Below are 19,283 nucleotides of genomic sequence, written 5' to 3'. Positions count from 1 at the left end.
GACTCAATGTCCGTACCGGAGCCTTTACCCACATGACGAGCAGCACCGAGACCACCGCCACCACCCCGCAGGTTGCGGTCAACGACATCGGTAACGAGGAAGCATTCCTCGCCGCGATCGACGAGACGATCAAGTACTTCAACGACGGCGACATCGTCGACGGCGTCATCGTGAAGGTCGACCGGGACGAGGTCCTGCTCGACATCGGTTACAAGACCGAAGGCGTCATCCCCTCCCGCGAGCTTTCGATCAAGCACGACGTCGACCCCAACGAGGTCGTCGCCGTGGGCGATGAGATCGAGGCCCTCGTTCTCCAGAAGGAGGACAAGGAAGGTCGGCTCATCCTGTCCAAGAAGCGCGCGCAGTACGAGCGCGCCTGGGGCACGATCGAGAAGATCAAGGAAGAGGACGGCATCGTCACCGGCACCGTCATCGAGGTCGTCAAGGGTGGACTCATCCTCGACATCGGCCTCCGTGGCTTCCTGCCGGCATCTCTCGTCGAGATGCGCCGCGTCCGCGACCTCCAGCCCTACGTGGGCAAGGAGCTCGAAGCCAAGATCATCGAGCTGGACAAGAACCGCAACAACGTGGTCCTGTCCCGCCGTGCCTGGCTGGAGCAGACGCAGAGCGAGGTTCGCCAGACCTTCCTCACGACCCTGCAGAAGGGCCAGGTCCGCTCCGGCGTCGTTTCCTCGATCGTCAACTTCGGTGCGTTCGTGGACCTCGGCGGTGTCGACGGTCTCGTGCACGTCTCCGAGCTCTCCTGGAAGCACATCGACCACCCCTCCGAGGTTGTCGAGGTCGGCCAGGAGGTCACCGTCGAGGTTCTCGACGTGGACATGGACCGCGAGCGTGTCTCCCTGTCGCTCAAGGCGACGCAGGAAGACCCGTGGCAGCAGTTCGCCCGGACGCACCAGATCGGCCAGGTCGTTCCCGGCAAGGTCACCAAGCTCGTTCCGTTCGGTGCGTTCGTCCGCGTCGACGAGGGCATCGAGGGTCTGGTCCACATCTCCGAGCTGGCCGAGCGCCACGTGGAGATCCCGGAGCAGGTCGTCCAGGTCAACGACGAGATCTTCGTCAAGGTCATCGACATCGACCTGGAGCGCCGTCGCATCAGCCTCTCGCTGAAGCAGGCCAACGAGGCGTTCGGCGGTGACCCGGCCTCGGTCGAGTTCGACCCGACGCTGTACGGCATGGCCGCCTCGTACGACGACCAGGGCAACTACATCTACCCCGAGGGCTTCGACCCCGAGACCAACGACTGGCTCGAGGGCTTCGAGGCTCAGCGCGAGGTGTGGGAGACCCAGTACGCCGAGGCGCAGACCCGCTTCGAGCAGCACCAGGCGCAGGTCATCAAGTCCCGCGAGGCCGACGAGGCCGCCGCTGCCGAGGGCGCTGCCGCCCCGGCCGGCGCGGCTCCCGCCGCCTCCGGTGGCAACGGTGGCGGTGGCGGCGGCGGTTCGTACTCCTCGGAGTCCCAGGACAACTCCGGCGCCCTGGCGTCGGACGAGGCCCTGGCCGCCCTGCGGGAGAAGCTGGCCGGTGGCCAGAGCTGACGCTCTGACTCCGTAACCCGCTGCGGAGACCGGTTTCCGTAACCGGTCGACAGCTCGACGTAAGGCCCGCTCCCCAGGGGAGCGGGCCTTACGCATGCCCACGCCGCCGGGGCGTCCCCGGGCGCATCGCCGGGCCGCGAAGATCAACGGCGGCCAAGTGCCGTACGCTGTCGGCTTGTTGATTCCCGTACCACCGGCGCCGGGACCCACGGTGCCCGCACGGACGGGTTCCGGTCCGTCCGTCACCGGCCGGATGCGGGGTGCGCGGCCGGGGAATGCTCACGCCCGGAGGCGCGTTCTTCCTGAGGAACACGAGGAGGACCGGTAATCGTGCTTGATCCGCAGGATTTGTACGAGTGGGAGCCCAAGGGCCTGGCAGTCGTCGACATGGCGCTCGCACAGGAGTCCGCGGGCCTTGTCATGCTCTATCACTTCGAGGGCTACATCGACGCGGGTGAGACAGGCGACCAGATCGTCGAGAACCTGCTGGAGTCGCTGCCTCACCAGGTGGTGGCGCGCTTCGACCACGACAGGCTGGTCGACTACCGTGCCCGCCGCCCGCTGCTGACGTTCCGGCGCGACCGCTGGTCGGGCTACGAGACGCCGGCACTGGAGGTACGGCTCGTCCAGGACGCCACCGGCGCCCCGTTCCTGCTGCTGTCGGGACCCGAGCCGGACGTGGAGTGGGAGCGCTTCGCCGCGGCCGTCTCGCAGGTCGTCGAGCGCCTCGGCGTACGGCTGGCCGTCAACTTCCACGGCATCCCCATGGGCGTCCCGCACACGCGCCCCGTCGGCATCACCCCGCACGGCAACCGCACCGACCTCATGCCGGGCCATCGCAGCCCCTTCGACGAGGCCCAGGTGCCCGGCAGCGCCGAGGCGCTGGTCGAGTTCCGGCTGATGGAGACGGGCCACGACGTTCTCGGCGTGGCCGCGCATGTCCCGCACTACGTGGCGCGGTCCTCGTACCCGGACGCGGCGCTGACCGCGCTGGAGGCCATCACGGCGGCGACGGGACTCGTCCTGCCGGGCGTCGCGCACGCCCTCCGTACGGAGGCGCAGCGCACCCAGACCGAGATCGAACGCCAGCTCGGCGAGGGGGACGAGGAGCTGGTGACGATGGTGCAGGGCCTTGAGCATCAGTACGACGCGGTGTCCGGGGCCGAGAGCAGGGGCAATCTGGTGGCCGAGCCGGTGGATCTGCCGTCGGCGGACGAGATCGGGCTCGAATTCGAGAAGTTCCTCGCCGAGCGCGAGGGCGACTCCTGAGACGTCCGGACGTCCGGCAGTCTCGTAAAACGCCCGTTGCACGCTCTAGGCTGCGAGACATGCTGAAAGTGGGCCTGACCGGCGGAATCGGTGCCGGAAAGAGCGAAGTGTCCCGACTGCTCGTCTCGTACGGCGCGGTGCTGGTGGACGCGGACAAGATCGCCAGAGAGGTGGTGGGGCGCCGGCGCCCCCCCGGGGCCCCCCCGGTTGGAACCCAAGGGGCCCCGGGGGCACCCCCCCCCCCGGGGGGCGCCCCCCCCCCCGGGTGCCGCCGCCGTGGCGCGTCGTGGGGCCTCACGGGAACTTGGTGGTGCCCCAGAGGCAACCAAGGGCGCGGAAAACGGGTCTCACTGTCCGGAAAGCACGTACAACTCGGGGGCGCAGGCCGGGTTGTACGCGTAAGTTCGGATCATGCTGATGACTCTGGGGACCCCGCCTTCGGAGGCGGAGACAGACGCCTGGCATGACGTGATCTCGGCTGCCCATCTCCAGGACGTGCCCGCGTCCGTACCGGAGCCCAGCCGCACCGAGACCGCCGGAAGGCTGCGTGTGCGGCCGCCGAACGCCCGCATGCTCCATCTGGTGTGGGCCGCTCCCGACGGTTCCTACGACGGCGTGGCCGCGCTGCTCCTCTACACCGAGGAGAGCAGGCGGCACACGGCCTTCCTCGACGCCCTGGTCGTCCGTCCCCGGGCCCGGCGACGGGGTGTCGGCGCACAGCTGTGGAGCGCGATACGGGCCGAACTGGCCGCCGACCGGCGCAGTTCGGTCTCCACCATGCTCGAACTGGGCGGCGCCGGCGAGGCGTTCGTCGACGGGCTCGGCTTCGGCAAGGCACTGCCGCTGGCCTGGTACGTGCAGCGGGTCCGGGAGGCGGACGCCCAACTGCCGGCGGCCCGGCTGCCCGACGGCTACCGGTTCGAGGACTGGGACGGCATCGTCCCGGACGCACTCGCCGACGAGTTCGCGCGGGCGCACGACGTGATGCGGGGCGCGCCCGGCGGCGGTGTGGACGAGCAGCGGCCGAGATGGGACGTGGAGCGCGTACGGGGCGCGGCCCGGCTCGTGGACGACCGGGGCGGCATCATCCTCACCTCGGTGGTGCTCGCGGAGGCGGACGGCGCGGGCGAGGGCGTGGACCGGGTCGCCGCGTACTCCGGACTCGTCCTGCGCGACCCGTCGCACACCCGGGCGCTCCAGTACGACACGGTGGTCGTCCCGGAGCACCGCGGGCGCGGACTGGGCCGGGCGGTCAAACGCCGTCTGCTGGGCACGCTCGCCGAACGCCACCCGGGCGTACGGGAGATCAGCACCACCGTCGCCGACGACAACGGCCCGATGCTGGCGGTGAACGCGGCGCTCGGGTACCGGCGTGAGCGGCCGGCCGCGATCTTCCAGGCCAAGCTCTAGGTCGTGTCTGACAAATAGCGCCGTCCGCCCGCGGGGCGGGGCGCGCCCCGCCGCGGAGCGGCTGATGACTCGCCGGTGCCTGCGCCCGCAAGGCGGAGGATCGCCCTCGTACGGGGCGTACGTGGGCGACTCCGACAACGCGGCGGGCGTGCGCGCGGGGCGTCGCGCGCCAGGCGGGATTCGTCAGACACGACCCAGGCCCGGACAGGGCCTACGGCACCACCTGCCCGGCTGCCAACTTCAGGCGTGTGCCCGCGAATTCGTCGCGGAAGCGGCGGTCGTGCGAGACCACGACCACCGCGCCCTCGTATCCGACGAGCGCCCGTTCCAGCTCCTCTACCAGGCTCAGCGCCACATGGTTCGTCGGCTCGTCCAGGATCAGCAGGTCGGCCGGCCGGGTCAGCAGCCTCGCCAGTTCGAGCCGGCGCCGCTGGCCCACGGAGAGCCCGGCCACAGGGACGGACAAGTCCTCCTCGCGGAAGAGCCCGAGGGCCAGCAGCCCGTCCCTGTGCTCCTCGGGCAGGCCCCTCCTGCCCGCCGCGAACGCCCCCAGCAGCGAGAGCCGCGACGCCGTGGTGGCGGGGGCCAACTCCTGGGCCAGATAGCCGACTTCGGCCGTACGGCGCACCGTGCCCGCGTCCGGGGTGAGATCCCCGGCCAGCACCCGCAGCAGCGTGGTCTTGCCCGCGCCGTTGGGTCCGTCGACCAGCAGCCAGGCCCCCGCCCTCACCTGGAGAGAGTCCACCCGCAGCCGGTCCCCGACCACGATGCCGGTCAGCTCCACCAGACACGCCGCCCCGGTCCCGGTGGTGACCGGGGTGGCCGCGAAGGTGAGCGGCTCCGGCGGGGCGGGCACCGGCTCGCGCTCCAGCCGCTCAAGACGTACCCGCGCCGCCCTGACCTGGCCCGACAGCTTCGCCTCGTGCGAGCGGCGGTGCTTGCCGAAGCCCTGCCTGGGGTCCTTCCCGGTCGACGCGAGCCGCGTCCCGGCGGCGCTGACCAGCTCCTTCGTACGGGCCAGCTCCTCCAGCCACTCCTGATGGTCCTGCTCCCAGCGGCGGCGGGCGGCGGCCTTGGCCGTGCGGTAGCCGGTCCAGCCGTCGCCGTACCGGGTCACGGCACGGGTGTCCCGGTCGACCTCCAGGATCGTCGTCGCGATGCTCTCCAGGAACGCGCGGTCGTGGGTGACGGCGACCACCGTGCCGCGGTGCGCCCGCAGTCGCTCTTCGAGATAGGTGGTGGCCCGGAGATCGAGATGGTTGGTCGGCTCGTCGAGCAGCAGCAGTTCGGGAGCCGCCGCGAGGACGCAGGCCAGCGCCACCCGGGACTGCTCGCCGCCGGAGAGCGACCCGAGCGGGCGCTCCCGGCCGATGTGGGCGAGCCCGAGTCCGTGCAGGGCGGCGTCGACGCGGGCGTCGGCCTCGTAGCCGCCGCGCTCCTCGTAGGCGGTCAACAGCTCGCCGTACGCGGTCAGTTCGGCCTCCGTCGCGGCGGCGAGCGTGGTCTCCGCCGCGCGGATACGGCGTTCGAGCTCCCGCAGGTCGGCGAGAGCGGCGTCCACGGCTGCCTGGACGGTGCTGCGGGGGCCGAGCCCGAGGGTCTGGGCGAGATACCCGACCCCGCCGGGGAAGAGGACGGTGACCTCCCCGCCGTCCACCGCCTCGGCCCCGGCCAGCAGCCGCAGGAGGGTGGACTTCCCGGAGCCGTTCTCCCCGATGACACCGGCCTTCTCGCCGGGCCGTACGGAGAGCGACACCTGATCGAGGACGGTCCGGTCGCCGTACGACTTGGAGACGTCCTTCATCGACAACTGGGCGCGTTCGCGCATGCTTCTTCCCTGAAAGTGACATGCCCTCTGCGGGGCTGGGGTGATGTCGTACGGGCAGCTCGGGACGCCGGCGGATCCGGAGGATCTACGCCGGGACGTCCGCGCCCGGAATCAGCGGAAGTAGTAGTACGAGTACGAACCCATGCGGGCCACCGTACCGAAGGGTGCTCGGGGGCGCCCTTCGATTTTCTGGACGAGGACCTAGGCCCTGTCCGGCGGATCTTCGCGGGCCCGGAACGCCCGGCACGGCACCTCGCCGCGTTGTCGGAGTCGGCCAAGTACGTCCAGTACGAGCCCGATCCTCCGCCTTGCGATGCACCGCACCAGGCGCCCCGGGCTGATCCACGAAGATCCGCCGGACAGGACCTAGAGCTTCGCGGCCAGTTCGAAGGCGTGCGCCGACACCCACGTGTACGCCGCCTGGATGTCGTCCACCACACCCCTCTCGCGCAGCGCCGTCATCGCCGGGTCGCCGCGGTCCGCGGCCCCGTCGATGCCGCGCCAGGCGCGGTCCTGCCACCAGAGGATCGTGCGGACGATGCCGTCCCGGTCGTCCAGGCCGTACGCGTCGCAGACCAGCGTGATCCGGCGGGCGGTGTCGCCCACGTCCGGTACGCGCGGGCCGAGGTCCAGATACTGCCAGCAGAGGTGGGCGACGTCGTGGATACGTTCGCCGGGGGCGGCCTGGTCCCAGTCGATGAGGGCCACCGGCAGCGGTTCGGCGCCGGGCGCCGCCGCGTAGACGGTGTTCCTCGGCGAGAGGTCGTTGTGGCACACGACCTCGCGTCCGCCGGCGAGCGGCGAGCCGGCCGTCAGATCGTGGAACTCCCGCACGAGCTTGGAGATCCGCGCCAGCCGCGCGTCGGAGACCGGCAGATCCACCTGTCCCTCGATGTGCTCGAACACCTCGCGCCCCTGCTCGTCGAGCCCCCGGAACCGCGGCGCGCCGCCCCAGCCGCGCTCCTCGAAGAACCCGAGCAACTCACGTGTGTACGCGGCATGTTGCGTGTCGCCGACACGTACGACCTGATTGATGAACCCGCCGGGCAGAGGAGTCTCGTCCATACCCCCACGATGCCAGGCCCCGTTGGACACGGACGAACCAGCGGGCACCGCTCAGACGCCCTTGCTGATACGGGTGCGTGCCTCCGTGCCGCGCAGGGCCGTCGTGCGGGTCGTCGTGAAGAACGCGGCCGGGTCCCGACGGGTGCGCCACGGAAGGGCGTTCACCTGGCCGTCGACCTGCCGGAAGGCCTCCAGGGCCTCCTCGTGCCGGGACTGCCGGGTCAGGAAGTACGCCAGCAGGTGCCGCACCTCAGGGAGCCGGGGGTGGTCCGGGGGCGCCGCCGCCGCGTCCGCCAGGGCCGCGTCGACCAGGGCCGTCAGCCGCGGCGACACGTAGTCGCGGGGCGTCGCCGTCGCGTCGTGGTGGTCGTACCAGGCGATCAGCGGAAGGGCCGTCATCAGCGTGCCCGGCGGCGCGTCAGCCGTCGCCTGGGCCGCGAACTCCCCGGCCAGCTCCGCCGAGCCGTGCCAGCGCTCGCTCCAGTACTGGATCGCCGCCTCGTGCGCCCCGTACAGCGGCGCCGACGTGGGGTGCGGGGTGCGGGCCGTGATCTCCGCCCACAGCTCGCGCATCTGCTCGGGGCCGTAGCCGACGCCCAGCGCCGTACGGATCTCGATGATGTACGGCGTCGGATCCTCCGGGCCCAGCGCCGCCGCGCGGGTGGTGTCCGCGCGGGCGTCCGGCAGCAGTTCGTGGAAGGCGTCCGCCTGCTCGGGCGTGGTGTGCCTGGCGTACGGCGAGCCCCGCAGCAGCCACGCGCGCGAGACCGTCGCCGACGCCTGGACCAGCTCCGCGTCCACGTCGGGGGAGCCGCCGGAGCGTGTCGCGCGCCAGGCCCGCAGCCAGGAGTCGTCCCGGGCCGCCGCCTCGCCCAGCACGCGGGCGTAGAGCGACCGCCGCTCCCAGTCCCGGTTCCTGCCCGTGGCGGCCAGCAGCTCCGCCGCCGGCTGCCAGCGCCCCGCCCGCGCCTCGGTGAGGGCGTGCTCCAGGGCGGCGTCCGGTCCCGCCAGCTCGGTGTTCTGCCGGTCCCTGGGCAGCAGCCCCAGCTCCGCTTCCGTACCGACGAGTGAGGACACGCTCCGGCGGGCCTTCAGCCAGAACCAGACGCCGAACGCGAAGAGGACGAAGGGCAGGACGCGTGCCATCGGATGGCCCCCAGAGTTACGGAGAACAGGTGAAGAGATGATGTGGGGGATCTGCGGAGTATGCACCACCGCAGGTCAGCGCGGCAATGGCGCCTCGAACCAGGGCCTGGGGCAGGCGGCCCCGGAGCCCCTCACCGCGGCAGCGTCGCCGGGCTGCCGCCGTTCGCCTCGTAGCCCGCCACCGCCAGCGCCCGGTACAGCGTGTACATCCCCGCAGGGTCCTCGCTGTGTGTCCACGGCATCGCGCCGACGTGACCGTCCACCTGGACGAACTGGTTCATCGCCTCGGACCACCGCTCAGCCCGCACCAGGAAAACGATCAGCAGGTGCCGTACGTGCGCGAGCATCGGGTCGTCGGGGCGCGCCGCGTGCACCGCGAACAGGGCACCCTCCATCGCCGTCGACACCACCGCGCTGCGGTAGAAGTCCCGCACCAGCGCGACCTCCGGCAGATGCTCGTACACCGCGAACAGCGGCAGCGCGGCCAGCAGTGAGCCCTGCGGGGCCCGCGCCGCCGACGCCGTCGCGAACCGGTCGGCGTCCTCGCGTGAGCCGTGCCACTTCTCGCACCAGTAGTGCAGGGCCGCGAGATGCGCGCCCATGTGGTCGGGCGCGCGGTCGATGACCTTCGCCCACAGCTGGTCGAACGTCTCGTGCGGGTAGCCGAGCCCACGGGCCACGGCCAGCTCCACGATGTACGGCACGGGGTCGCCGGGCGACAGCAGCGCCGCGTCGCCGCAGACCGAGCGGGCCTCCTCCAGGATGATCCGGAAGTCGTCCGTCCCCACCTCCGACGAACGCCACGCCTGCTGCACCAGGAACTCCGCGTGCACCTGAGCGCCGCCCGCGTCCTTCGGCGACTCCGCGCGCCAGGCCCGCAGCCACGCGCCGCCGACGCCCGGCTTCCGCTGGAGCTCCAGCGACGCCGCGCCCGCGAAGGCCTGCACGCGCTGCCAGCGCACCTCGCCCTCCTTGGCGGTCCCGGCGAGCAGCTGCGCCGCCGCCCGCCAGTCCTGGGTGCGCTGCACGATGTCCAGCACCTCCAGCAGGTCCTGGTCCGGCCCGGGGAGCCGGACGTCGAGCTCCTCCTGACGGACGAATTCGTAGTCGGCCGGGTCGGCGGCGTCGGGCGAACCGGGCTCGACCTGGCGGATGCCACCGCCCCGGCGACGCATGACCGGCGCCACGACGGCCGCGACCATGCCCACCGCGATCAGGAACCAGAGAATCTCCATGCACCCCATTGTCCCGGACGCCGGGCGCGCTCTCCGTCGGCCCTCGGACCGCTACCCTCGGGGCTCATGAGCCACGAGCACAGCTTCGAGACCATCGCCATCCACGCGGGGAACACGCCTGATTCCCTCACCGGCGCGGTCGTACCCCCCATCTATCAGGTGTCCACGTACAAGCAGGACGGAGTGGGCGGACTGCGCGGCGGCTACGAGTACAGCCGCAGCGCCAACCCCACGCGCTCCGCCCTGGAGGAGAACCTGGCGGCACTGGAGGGCGGCCGGCGCGGGCTCGCCTTCGCGTCCGGCCTGGCCGCCGAGGACTGCCTGCTCCGTACGCTGCTGTCGCCCGGTGACCATGTGGTGATCCCCGACGACGCGTACGGCGGCACCTTCCGGCTCTTCGCGAAGGTCGTCTCACGCTGGGGCGTGGAGTGGTCGGTGGCCGACACCTCGGACCCGGTGGCGGTACGGGCCGCGCTGCGCCCCCGTACGAAGGCGATCTGGGTCGAGACCCCGTCCAACCCGCTCCTCGGCATCAGCGACATCGTGGCTCTGGCCGAGGTCGCCCGCACCGCGGGCGCGAAGCTCGTCGTGGACAACACCTTCGCGAGCCCCTACCTCCAGCAGCCGCTCGCGCTCGGGGCGGATGTCGTCGTGCACTCGACCACCAAGTACATGGGCGGTCACTCGGACGTCGTGGGCGGCGCGCTGGTCACCGCCGACGACACCCTCGGCGACGAACTCGCCTTCCACCAGAACGCGATGGGCGCGATCTCCGGCCCCTTCGACGCCTGGCTCGTGCTGCGCGGCGTGAAGACGCTCGCCGTCCGGATGGACCGGCACAGCGAGAACGCGACGCGCGTCGCCGAGATGCTCGTCCGGCACCCGAAGGTCTCGAAGGTCTACTACCCGGGCCTGCCCGACCACCCCGGCCACGAGGTCGCGGCCAAGCAGATGAAGTCCTTCGGCGGCATGGTGTCCTTCCAGGTCACCGGCGGCGAGCAGGCGGCGATCGAGGTCTGCGGCCGGGCGAAGGTCTTCACGCTGGGGGAGTCACTCGGCGGTGTCGAGTCGCTGATCGAGCACCCGGGCCGGATGACGCACGCCTCGGTGGCCGGCTCCGCGCTGGAGGTGCCGGACGATCTGGTCAGGCTGTCGGTCGGCATCGAGTCCGCCGACGATCTGCTGACGGACCTTCGACAGGCGCTCGCCTGACGGGAGTTGGGGACCCGGCCGTCACCAGCCCTCCAGCGGCGGGGTCTTCTCGGACGGCGGGACCGACCACGGCTCCACGACCGAAGCCCACACCGTGAAGACGATCACGGCCACCGTGACCAGCAGCCAGAACACCAGGCGCGCGGTGCGTCTGCGGTTCAGGAGACGCGTGCCGAGCGCGGTCGCGCGGGCCGTCAGATCGACGGGGACCGCCGGATGCGGCAGATCGAGCATCCGGCGGACCTCGTCCTCCTTACGGCCGTGTCCGCTCATCGCGCCGCCTGCCGGGAGAGCAGCGACAGCGGCCAGTGCGGAGCCGGGCGGGGCGGCGGCGCGGGCTGCCGCATCGCGGTGACAGCCCGCGCGCAGATCGCCCGCACCCGCTCGACCGGCAGTCCGATCAGCGCCGCCGTCTGCTCCTCGGCGACCCCCTCGTACAGCCGCAGCACCAGAATGAGCCGCTCCTGCGGTGTGAGCCGGCCGAGCAGACCCGCACCGGTCCGCGGCTGCCGCCAGGCACCCCGCGCGTACCGGACGGCGATCTCCTGACGTGCGCGGTCGTACGGATCCTCGGCGCGCAGCCGGTCCCAGTCCGCGTACGTACGGGCCAGGGCGGCCGTCAGCAGGCGTTCCGCACGGGGTTTGGCGTCGGCGGGCTCACCCGTCAGCAGCGTGGCGGCATGCAGCAGTCGGCCTGCCGCGCCCGCGACGAACGCCTCGAACTCCTGGGCGCGACGGCGGTCCACAGCCGGCTGCCATCGCTCTCGCACACCTCATATGAGGACAGACCCGGGCCGAAATCAAGAGGCCGGCGGTGGCTCCGTACCGCCGGGTTCGTCCACCGGGACCCGGTGCGCGACCGGTTCGGCCGACGCGGGGCCCGACTGCCGTGCGGACAGGGCGGAGTTGAACCGGGTGAGGAGCGCGCAGAACGATTCCCGTTCGTCCTCCGTCCAGCCTTCCGTGACCTGCGACATCAGTTCGCGGCGTGAGGAGCGGACCTCTTCGAGGCGGCTCAGCCCGCGGGCCGAGAGTTCGAGGACGACGGCGCGGCCGTCCTCCGGGTGTGACGTGCGCTTGACCAGGCCGGTGTCGACGAGCGGCGCGACCTGGCGGGTGACGGTGGAGGAGTCGATCCCCATCCCCGCGGCCAGCGCCTTGACGCCCATCGGGCCTTCCAGATCGAGCCGGTTGAGCAGCAGATAGGCGGCGCGGTCCATGGAGTTGCGCACCTGGCCGACGCCGCCGAGGCGGGTCTGTTCCGCCCGTCGGGCGAACACGGCCACCTGGTGCTGGAGCGCGTCGAGAAGTGGGGCGTCGTCCGGTACGGCGACGGGTTCGGTACCGGCGGAAGGTGCCGGTGCGGTCTCTAAAGGTGCGGAGCCGGAGGGTTCGGAACCTGCGGGTTCGGAGCCGGAGCCCGGGGAGGCCGACACAGCGGAAGTCATGTCCTGAGTAGGGGGCATGGCTGGGGCTCTCTCGTGCGGTGGTCGGTTGGTGGGGGACAGAGTACGCGGCCCCGCCGCCGCCCGTACCAGCTGCGGGTAAACCGGTGGACGCCCCCCGGTTTCGGGCGGCCGGCCGGGTGATGAGCTGCGAGACTGGCCATCATGACCTTCGGTACGTCGCGTCCCTCCGGATCGTTCAGCTCCGCCGCACCGCGCGCCTCCGCGCCGGCGCTGATCCTCGACGACATCCGCGGCGCGCAGAAGATGCTGAACGGTGTGGCCAGGATGACCGCGATGGAGGGCAGCCGGCATCTGACGCACCTGGTCGGCTCCCCGGTCCACCTCAAGTGCGAGAACCTCCAGCGGACGGGGTCGTTCAAGCTGCGCGGTGCTTACGTGCGGATCGCCGGTCTCTCGCCCGAGGAACGCGCGGCCGGTGTCGTCGCGGCCAGCGCGGGCAACCACGCGCAGGGCGTCGCGCTCGCCTCGACGCTGCTGGGGGTGTGCTCCACCGTGTTCATGCCGCTCGCGGCGCCGCTGCCCAAGGTCGCGGCGACCCGTGAGTACGGCGCCGAGGTGCGGCTGCACGGCCAGGTCGTCGACGAGACCCTGGCCGCCGCGCAGGAGTACGCGCGCGAGACCGGCGCGGTCTTCATCCACCCCTTCGACCACCCGGACATCATCGCCGGACAGGGCACGGTGGGCCTGGAGATCCTGGAGCAGTGCCCCGAGGTACGGACGATCGTCGTCGGTCTCGGCGGCGGCGGACTGGCCGCCGGTATCGCCCTCGCGGTGAAGGGAGTACGGCCGGACGTCAAGGTGATCGGTGTGCAGGCGGCGGGCGCGGCGGCGTTCCCGCCCTCGCTGCGGGCCGGGCGGCCGATGTCGATCGACGAGCAGCAGACGATGGCGGACGGCATCAAGGTGGGCCGACCGGGCGAGATCACGTTCCCACTGGTCAGGGATCTGGTCGACGAGGTGCGTACGGTCTCCGAGGACGAGCTGTCCGCCGCGCTCCTGCTCTGTCTGGAGCGGGCGAAGCTGGTCGTGGAGCCGGCCGGGGCGAGCCCGGTCGCGGCGCTGCTGAGCACGCCGGGGGCGTTCTCCGGGCCGGTGGTCGCCGTGCTGTCGGGCGGCAATGTGGACCCCTTGCTGATGCAGCGGATCCTGCGCCACGGGATGGCGGTGTCCGGGCGCTACCTGGGGCTGCGGCTGCGCATCACGGACCGGCCCGGGGCGCTCGCGACGCTGCTGGGGGTGCTGTCGGTGGCCGACGCGAACGTGCTGGACGTGAGCCACGTACGGACCGATCCGCGGCTCGGGCTGACCGAGGCGGATGTGGAACTGCATCTGGAGACGAAGGGCCCCGAGCACTGCGCGGACGTGGCGTCGGCGCTGCGCGAGGCGGGCTACACGATTCTCGGCTAGGGCGCCGGACCGCCTTCGAAAGCTTCCCGGTCGACTCCGGGGCGACTCCGGGGCGACCCCCGGGTGACTCTCGCGCGTTTCTGAACCGTCTCCCGGCGGTCTCCGGCGCGCCTCCCAGTCGCCTTTACATGGAGCTTACGTAAATAGCTTGCAGGTCGCGATGTATCGCGTTAGCGTCAGCCCCTGCTCTGTCGGCTTAAGCTCTCCGTTAGCACGGATTGCACCATTTCACCGCATCTGACACAACTCCGGGAGTACCCCTATGCCAGGCGCCATCTATGCCGAAGGCCTGGTCAAGACGTTCGGCGACGTAAGAGCACTGGACGGCGTCGATCTCGATGTCCCCGAAGGCACGGTCCTCGGACTGCTCGGCCCCAACGGCGCGGGAAAGACCACCGCGGTCCGTGTGCTGACGACTCTGCTCCAGCCCGACAGCGGCAAGGCCGTCGTCGCGGGCATCGACGTGCTCAAGCACCCCAACGAGGTCCGCAGGAACATCGGCCTCTCCGGCCAGTTCGCCGCCGTCGACGAGTATCTGACCGGCCGCGAGAACCTCCAGATGGTCGGCCAGCTCTACCAGCAGAGCGCCCGCGCCGCGAAGGCCAGGGCCGTCGAACTCCTCGACCGCTTCAACCTCAGCGACGCGGCCGACCGCACCACCAAGACCTACTCCGGCGGTATGCGCAGGCGACTCGACCTCGCCGCGGCGCTCGTCGTCTCCCCGCCGGTGATGTTCATGGACGAGCCGACGACCGGCCTCGACCCGCGCAACCGCCAGCAGTTGTGGGGCATCATCGAGGAACTGGTCGCGGGCGGTACGACGTTGCTGCTCACCACCCAGTATCTGGAAGAGGCCGACCACCTGGCCCATGACATCTGCGTCATCGACCACGGCCAGGTCATCGCGCGCGGCACCGCCGACGAACTCAAGGCCCGCACGGGCGGCGAGCGCGTCGAGGTCGTCGTCCACGAGCGCGAACAGATCACCCCGACCCGCGATGTGCTGGCCGGTTTCGGCAAGGGTGAGGTGATGGTCGCCGAGCACACCCGCAAGCTCACCGTCCCGGTCACCGGCGGCGCGAAACTGCTCGCCGAGATCATCAGGGAACTCGACGCGCGGGGCGTGGAGATCGACGACATCGGGCTGCGCCGCCCCACGCTCGACGACGTCTTCATCTCGCTGACCGGCCACGCCGCCGAGGAGGGCCGGGAGAACGGCGAAGGCGGCGGCCCGGCATCGGGCAAGTCCCCGGACAGGCCCGCCGGTTCGGCCACCGCCACGGCACCCGACCCCACTTCCGACCCCGCCGACGACACCGTCACCGGCCCGATCACGGACGACACCGTCACGGACCCGAAGGAGAGCGCCAAGTGAGCGCCGTAACCGAGGCCTCGCCCAAGGCCCTCGCCCCGCCCCCGCGCGGCGGCATCGTCCAGTCGATCCGCGACTCGCTGGTCGTGGCCAAGCGCAATCTGATCCGCATGGTGCGCATCCCGGAGATGATCATCTTCGGGCTGATCCAGCCCATCATGTTCGTGGTGCTCTTCACCTACGTCTTCGGCGGCTCGATCAACATCCCCGGCGCCGCCCCCGGCAGCGCCCAGGCCTACCGCGAGTTCCTGATGGCGGGCATCTTCGCGCAGACCGTGACCTTCGCCACGGCGGGCGCGGGCGCCGGCATCGCCGACGACATGCACAAGGGGCTCATCGACCGGTTCCGCTCACTGCCCATGGCCCGCGGCGCGGTCCTCACCGGACGTACGCTCGCCGACCTCGTACAGACCGCCCTCACGCTCGTCGTCCTCGCGGCCGTCGCCCTGATCATCGGCTGGCGCACCCACGAGAACATCGGCAGTGTGCTCGCCGGCTTCGCGCTGCTGCTCTTCCTCGGCTACGCGTTCTCGTGGATCGGCGCGCTGATCGGGCTCATCGTCCGTACGCCCGAGGCCGCCACGTCCGGCGGGCTGATTTGGCTCTTCCCGCTCACGTTCATCTCCAACGCGTTCGTGCCGGTCAACGGCATGCCCGCGTTCCTCCAGCATGTCGCGGAGTGGAATCCGTTCAGCGCGACCGTCCAGGCGGCGCGCGAGCTCTTCGGCAACACCATCCCCGGCCGGGAGGCCTCGGTGACCGGCGCCTGGCCGATGGAGCACCCGATCTGGGCCTCGCTGATCTGGTCCGTCCTGATCATCGTGGTCTTCCGCACACTGGCGGTCCGGCGCTACCGCTCGGCCACCGCCTGACGCTCGGCGTCTCTGTCCTGATCCACCGGCCCCCCCGGGGGGCCGGTGGATCATTTTTCTAGCCCTGGTACGGCTTCGCGGCCAGGATCTTCACCGAGGCCTTCTTGCCGTTCGGCAGCTCGTACTCCGCCTCGTCGCCGACCTTCTTGCCGTTCACACCCGTGCCGAGCGGCGACTGCGGTGAGTACGTCTCGATGTCGGAGCTCGCGTATTCGCGCGAGGCCATGAGGAACGTCAGCGTGTCGTCGTCGTCGCCGTCGAAGGCGATCGTGACGACCATCCCGGGCTCGACGATCCCGTCGTCGGCCGGTGCCTCGCCCACCTTGGCGTTCTGCAGGAGCTGGGTCAGCTGGCGTACCCGCAGCTCCTGCTTGCCCTGCTCCTCCTTGGCCGCGTGGTACCCGCCGTTCTCCTTCAGGTCCCCCTCCTCGCGGGCGGCCTCGATCTTCTGGGCGATCTCGACGCGCGCGGGACCAGACAGGTGATCCAGCTCGGCCTTGAGCTGGTTGTACGCCGCCTGGGTGAGCCAGGTGACGTTCTCGCTGGTCTGGGTCACAGGTGCTCCTCGTAGGTGCTGGGTATACAAAGCAACGCCCTACCCAGAAGGATTGTGCCTTCTCGGGTGGGCGAAACCACGAGCCTAACAATTCCGCGGCGCAAGGGCAGGACGAAAGGCATCAGAATCACATCAACGCAGGTCAGCGAGGTGAACCTGGAGGGGCGCCGGGAAGGTTCAGAGCAGAATCGGGCGCCCGGTGACCTGGACCACGCTTGTCAGCTGTCGTCGGACGTACACCCGACGAGCTCCGCGCTCGTCGCGCTGCCGGTCGTACGGACGGTGACGACCCGGTCTATCCGCGTCTCGGGACCGTCGAAGCGGACGTCCTTGCGGCCCACCTCGGCGCCGTCCTCCGCGCGCGAACGCAGCGTGCACGTGCCGGCCGCGTCCTTGTCCTTGCGGACCTCCAGATGCACCTCGACCGCGGAGGCCGATACCCGCTTGAATTTGATGAGCTCGCCCGAGACACTCTGGCCTGCCACATAGTCGTAACCGAACCAGCCGACGAGCGCGAGAAGGCCGACGCCGAGCACCGAGCCGACGATCCTGAGCCCCCGGTCCGCACGCTCGTCGGACGAGCGGCCGTAGCGGTCATCGGGAAGCACCGGTGGGCGTTCCGCGGTCATGGACGTTCCTCTCCGGAATTTTCCGTCCCTGGTTTCCGTCACTATAGAAGCCGCCCGTCGCGACATATCACTGAGGACCGAGTCTTGACTGACCAGCTGCGTTTGATGGCCGTGCACGCCCACCCCGACGACGAGTCGAGCAAGGGCGCGGCGACCATGGCCAAGTACGTATCCGAGGGGGTGGACGTGCTGGTCGTGACCTGCACCGGAGGCGAGCGCGGCTCCATCCTCAACCCCAAGCTCCAGGGGGACGCTTATATCGAGGAGCACATCCACGAGGTCCGCAAGAAGGAGATGGACGAGGCCCGCGAGATCCTCGGCATCAGACAGCAGTGGCTCGGTTACGTGGACTCGGGCCTGCCCGAGGGTGACCCGCTGCCGCCGCTCCCCGAGGGCTGCTTCGCCCTGGAGGACGTCGACGAGGCGGCCGGCCGGCTCGTGCGGATGATCCGCGAGCAGCGTCCGCAGGTCATCACGACGTACGACGAGAACGGCGGGTACCCGCACCCCGACCACATCATGACCCACAAGATCTCGATGGCGGCCTTCGAGTCGGCGGCGGACGCCGAGAAGTACCCCGAGGCCGAGTTCGGCCCGGTGTGGCAGCCGCAGAAGATCTACTTCAACCAGGGCTTCAACCGTCCCCGTACGGTCGCGCTGCACGAGGCGTTGCTGGCGCGCGGTCTGGAATCCCCGTACGCGGAGTGGCTGGAGCGCTGGGCGGAGTTCGGGCGCGCGGAGCGCACGCTGACCACGCATGTGCCGTGCGACGACTTCTACGAGATCCGCGACAAGGCGCTGGTCGCGCACGCCACGCAGATCGACCCCGACGGGGGCTGGTTCCGCGTCCCGATGGACATCCAGCGGGAGATCTGGCCGACCGAGGAGTACGAGCTCGTGAAGTCGCTCGTCGACACCTCCCTCCCCGAGAGCGACCTCTTCGCGGGCATCCGCGACAATGCCTGATATGTATGCGACCCAGGCAGTGACTCAGCTCGTTCCGCTCGCGAAGGAGCTGGACGAGAACAAGGTGACGCCCGGCGTCCTCGGCTTCGTCGTCTTCGCCGTGATGGCGGGCGGGGTATGGCTCCTGATGAAGTCGATGAACCGCCACATGGGCAAGGTCGACTTCGAGGAGAAGCCGGCGGACGGGGCGGGCGCGGAGGAGCCGACGGCGTCGGCGAAGGCTTCGGCGGGCGGTCGGCAGACGACCTGAGGCGCGTGCCCTGGGTGTACTGACCCGTGAGGACGCGGCTCGCGGGTAGGCAAGGCATCCGTGAGCCGTGTCCCCAACCTCTCAGAGCGGTACCCCTGGTCGGAGGGGTGCGACGCTCGGCCCAAGTGGTTGGAAGATGTGTGGTGGGCGAGTACGGCGCGCGTGGGGTGATCGCCTCCGCGGCGACAAGCTGGGCACGCGCAAACCCTGCCGTCCTGTAGCACCAGGAGGGCCGGGGTCACCGTGACCGGTGGGGGCAGACCGCGCAAGCTTGGCGCGTTTACAACGTGAACCGAATCAGACGGTGAGCCGTAGTGAACGCTGTGAGGCGCCGAGGCGCACGTACTGCCGGCGGAGCAACATAATTCGATGGCGGACGGCACTCGAAGAACGCTTCCAGCGGATTGCTCGCCGAAGATTGGATAAGAATCGATGTCGACTCCAGTTGACCGCCCTGATTTTTCCGATGCCTCCACCAGCAGTGATCGTTACCAATCCGGTTCGGACGAAGGCGATTTGCACGACTGGGAAGATTTCCGGGAGCAGTATCTGCGGTACGCCCGCGAAACCTCGTTCACTCCGCAACCTACGGTGGGTTTCGGGAAGAGCAAGTTCGGTCCCCCTCCGGAGAAGATCAAGGTTGCCAACAGCGGCCCCGCCAGGGGCCTGAAGGCGGCATACCGGCGGGACATCGAGCCTGTGTATCGCTGGGACCCGCGCGAAATCGGTGTAATCTTCAATGAGGGTTTCAAACCTCATAATGATAAACTCCCCTCAAGTCTTCAGTACTATCAGGCCGAAATGACCGAAACGGCTCTGGTGAGTGCGAGCCGCGATTCGACCTTTGATGAAGAAGGGCCTCGCCCGCCCTGGGCTGTCGATGCCAACGGACACTTCAAGCGTTGGACCATCAACGCTCCGGGCGGATACGACTTTGTTGCCAGTCTCAATAGGAAGGCTTACGTTAATCAGCAGGAAGTGGCATTCTGGAAAGGTGTTAAGGGGGAATAAGTTTCCGCGGTCACTATTTTCGACAAAGAC

At 70.2% G+C, this 19,283-nt stretch carries 19 protein-coding genes and 1 pseudogene; 11 read left to right on the top strand and 9 right to left on the bottom strand.

Annotated features, from left to right (window positions below):
* Positions 1-32 precede the first annotated feature (32 nt).
* From rpsA to ACFWV8_RS10560, 4 genes and pseudogenes are all read left to right on the top strand, one after another.
* Entirely contained in the window at positions 33-1,556 is a 1,524-nt protein-coding gene (rpsA, locus tag ACFWV8_RS10575; protein ID WP_189108602.1) for a 30S ribosomal protein S1, read from the top strand.
* A 330-nt stretch (positions 1,557-1,886) separates the two neighbouring features.
* The gene (locus ACFWV8_RS10570) at positions 1,887-2,825 is read left to right on the top strand and encodes a PAC2 family protein (protein ID WP_384199592.1); all 939 of its coding nucleotides are present in this window, start codon (positions 1,887-1,889) and stop codon (positions 2,823-2,825) included.
* A gap of 59 nt (positions 2,826-2,884) precedes the next feature.
* A pseudogene (locus tag ACFWV8_RS10565) lies at positions 2,885-3,005 on the top strand (dephospho-CoA kinase); the annotation flags it as partial.
* Between the two features lie 231 nt (positions 3,006-3,236).
* Entirely contained in the window at positions 3,237-4,235 is a 999-nt protein-coding gene (locus ACFWV8_RS10560; protein ID WP_384199590.1) for a GNAT family N-acetyltransferase, read from the top strand.
* A 211-nt stretch (positions 4,236-4,446) separates the two neighbouring features.
* Here ACFWV8_RS10560 and abc-f read toward each other — a convergent pair whose 3' ends face one another.
* The 4 genes from abc-f to ACFWV8_RS10540 form a co-directional block, all read right to left on the bottom strand.
* Positions 4,447-6,063 (bottom strand): ribosomal protection-like ABC-F family protein, encoded by a 1,617-nt coding sequence (gene abc-f / locus ACFWV8_RS10555; RefSeq protein WP_384199588.1) that lies wholly within the window; start codon positions 6,061-6,063, stop codon positions 4,447-4,449.
* A 366-nt stretch (positions 6,064-6,429) separates the two neighbouring features.
* Positions 6,430-7,128, bottom strand: coding sequence for a phosphotransferase (locus ACFWV8_RS10550; RefSeq protein WP_384199586.1), 699 nt, complete (start codon positions 7,126-7,128; stop codon positions 6,430-6,432).
* 51 nt (positions 7,129-7,179) lie between these two features.
* Positions 7,180-8,274 (bottom strand): hypothetical protein, encoded by a 1,095-nt coding sequence (locus tag ACFWV8_RS10545; protein WP_384199584.1) that lies wholly within the window; start codon positions 8,272-8,274, stop codon positions 7,180-7,182.
* Between the two features lie 131 nt (positions 8,275-8,405).
* Entirely contained in the window at positions 8,406-9,509 is a 1,104-nt protein-coding gene (locus ACFWV8_RS10540) for a hypothetical protein (RefSeq protein ID WP_384199582.1), read from the bottom strand.
* A gap of 66 nt (positions 9,510-9,575) precedes the next feature.
* Between ACFWV8_RS10540 and ACFWV8_RS10535 the strand changes: the two genes are divergently transcribed.
* A complete protein-coding gene (locus tag ACFWV8_RS10535) occupies positions 9,576-10,721 on the top strand; it encodes a cystathionine gamma-synthase (RefSeq protein WP_384199580.1) in 1,146 nt (381 codons plus the stop codon).
* Positions 10,722-10,742: 21 nt separating this feature from the next.
* Here the strand turns inward: ACFWV8_RS10535 and ACFWV8_RS10530 are convergent, their stop codons facing one another.
* From ACFWV8_RS10530 to ACFWV8_RS10520, 3 genes are read right to left on the bottom strand one after another with little or no spacing between them, the layout of a single operon-like run.
* Positions 10,743-10,994, bottom strand: a complete 252-nt coding sequence (locus tag ACFWV8_RS10530) for a hypothetical protein (protein ID WP_384199578.1) — start codon at positions 10,992-10,994, stop codon at positions 10,743-10,745.
* Entirely contained in the window at positions 10,991-11,491 is a 501-nt protein-coding gene (locus ACFWV8_RS10525; RefSeq protein WP_384199576.1) for a sigma factor-like helix-turn-helix DNA-binding protein, read from the bottom strand. The genes ACFWV8_RS10530 and ACFWV8_RS10525 overlap by 4 nt, the downstream gene beginning before the upstream one ends.
* Before the next feature lie 30 nt (positions 11,492-11,521).
* Positions 11,522-12,169, bottom strand: a complete 648-nt coding sequence (locus ACFWV8_RS10520; protein WP_384199574.1) for a MarR family winged helix-turn-helix transcriptional regulator — start codon at positions 12,167-12,169, stop codon at positions 11,522-11,524.
* A 264-nt stretch (positions 12,170-12,433) separates the two neighbouring features.
* On the opposite strand from ACFWV8_RS10520, the gene ilvA reads away from it, so the two are divergent.
* From ilvA to ACFWV8_RS10505, 3 genes are all read left to right on the top strand, one after another.
* Entirely contained in the window at positions 12,434-13,597 is a 1,164-nt protein-coding gene (ilvA, locus tag ACFWV8_RS10515) for a threonine ammonia-lyase (protein WP_384199637.1), read from the top strand.
* A 262-nt stretch (positions 13,598-13,859) separates the two neighbouring features.
* Positions 13,860-14,972 (top strand): ATP-binding cassette domain-containing protein, encoded by a 1,113-nt coding sequence (locus ACFWV8_RS10510; protein WP_384199572.1) that lies wholly within the window; start codon positions 13,860-13,862, stop codon positions 14,970-14,972.
* Positions 14,969-15,841 carry an ABC transporter permease gene (locus ACFWV8_RS10505; protein WP_329382485.1) on the top strand — a complete coding sequence of 291 codons (873 nt, stop codon included), beginning with the start codon at positions 14,969-14,971 and terminating at the stop codon, positions 15,839-15,841. The genes ACFWV8_RS10510 and ACFWV8_RS10505 overlap by 4 nt, the downstream gene beginning before the upstream one ends.
* 58 nt (positions 15,842-15,899) lie before the next feature.
* Here ACFWV8_RS10505 and greA read toward each other — a convergent pair whose 3' ends face one another.
* Together greA and ACFWV8_RS10495 are read right to left on the bottom strand one after the other, a co-directional pair.
* Positions 15,900-16,397 (bottom strand): transcription elongation factor GreA, encoded by a 498-nt coding sequence (greA, locus tag ACFWV8_RS10500; RefSeq protein ID WP_384199569.1) that lies wholly within the window; start codon positions 16,395-16,397, stop codon positions 15,900-15,902.
* Between the two features lie 218 nt (positions 16,398-16,615).
* Positions 16,616-17,026, bottom strand: a complete 411-nt coding sequence (locus ACFWV8_RS10495; RefSeq protein WP_329382479.1) for a DUF4307 domain-containing protein — start codon at positions 17,024-17,026, stop codon at positions 16,616-16,618.
* Between the two features lie 84 nt (positions 17,027-17,110).
* Here ACFWV8_RS10495 and mca point away from each other — a divergent pair, with 84 nt between their 5' ends.
* The 3 genes from mca to ACFWV8_RS10480 all read left to right on the top strand — a co-directional run bounded on the left by mca (position 17,111) and on the right by ACFWV8_RS10480 (position 19,253).
* Positions 17,111-17,992, top strand: a complete 882-nt coding sequence (mca, locus tag ACFWV8_RS10490) for a mycothiol conjugate amidase Mca (RefSeq protein WP_384199567.1) — start codon at positions 17,111-17,113, stop codon at positions 17,990-17,992.
* Between the two features lies 1 nt (position 17,993).
* Positions 17,994-18,242, top strand: a complete 249-nt coding sequence (locus tag ACFWV8_RS10485) for a hypothetical protein (RefSeq protein ID WP_384199565.1) — start codon at positions 17,994-17,996, stop codon at positions 18,240-18,242.
* A gap of 432 nt (positions 18,243-18,674) precedes the next feature.
* Entirely contained in the window at positions 18,675-19,253 is a 579-nt protein-coding gene (locus ACFWV8_RS10480; protein ID WP_384199563.1) for a hypothetical protein, read from the top strand.
* Positions 19,254-19,283: the final 30 nt, after the last annotated feature.

The organism is Streptomyces sp. NPDC058665 (genome assembly GCF_042714995.1).
Classification (GTDB): domain Bacteria; phylum Actinomycetota; class Actinomycetes; order Streptomycetales; family Streptomycetaceae; genus Streptomyces.
This window is presented reverse-complemented; position numbering and strand designations above follow the sequence as displayed.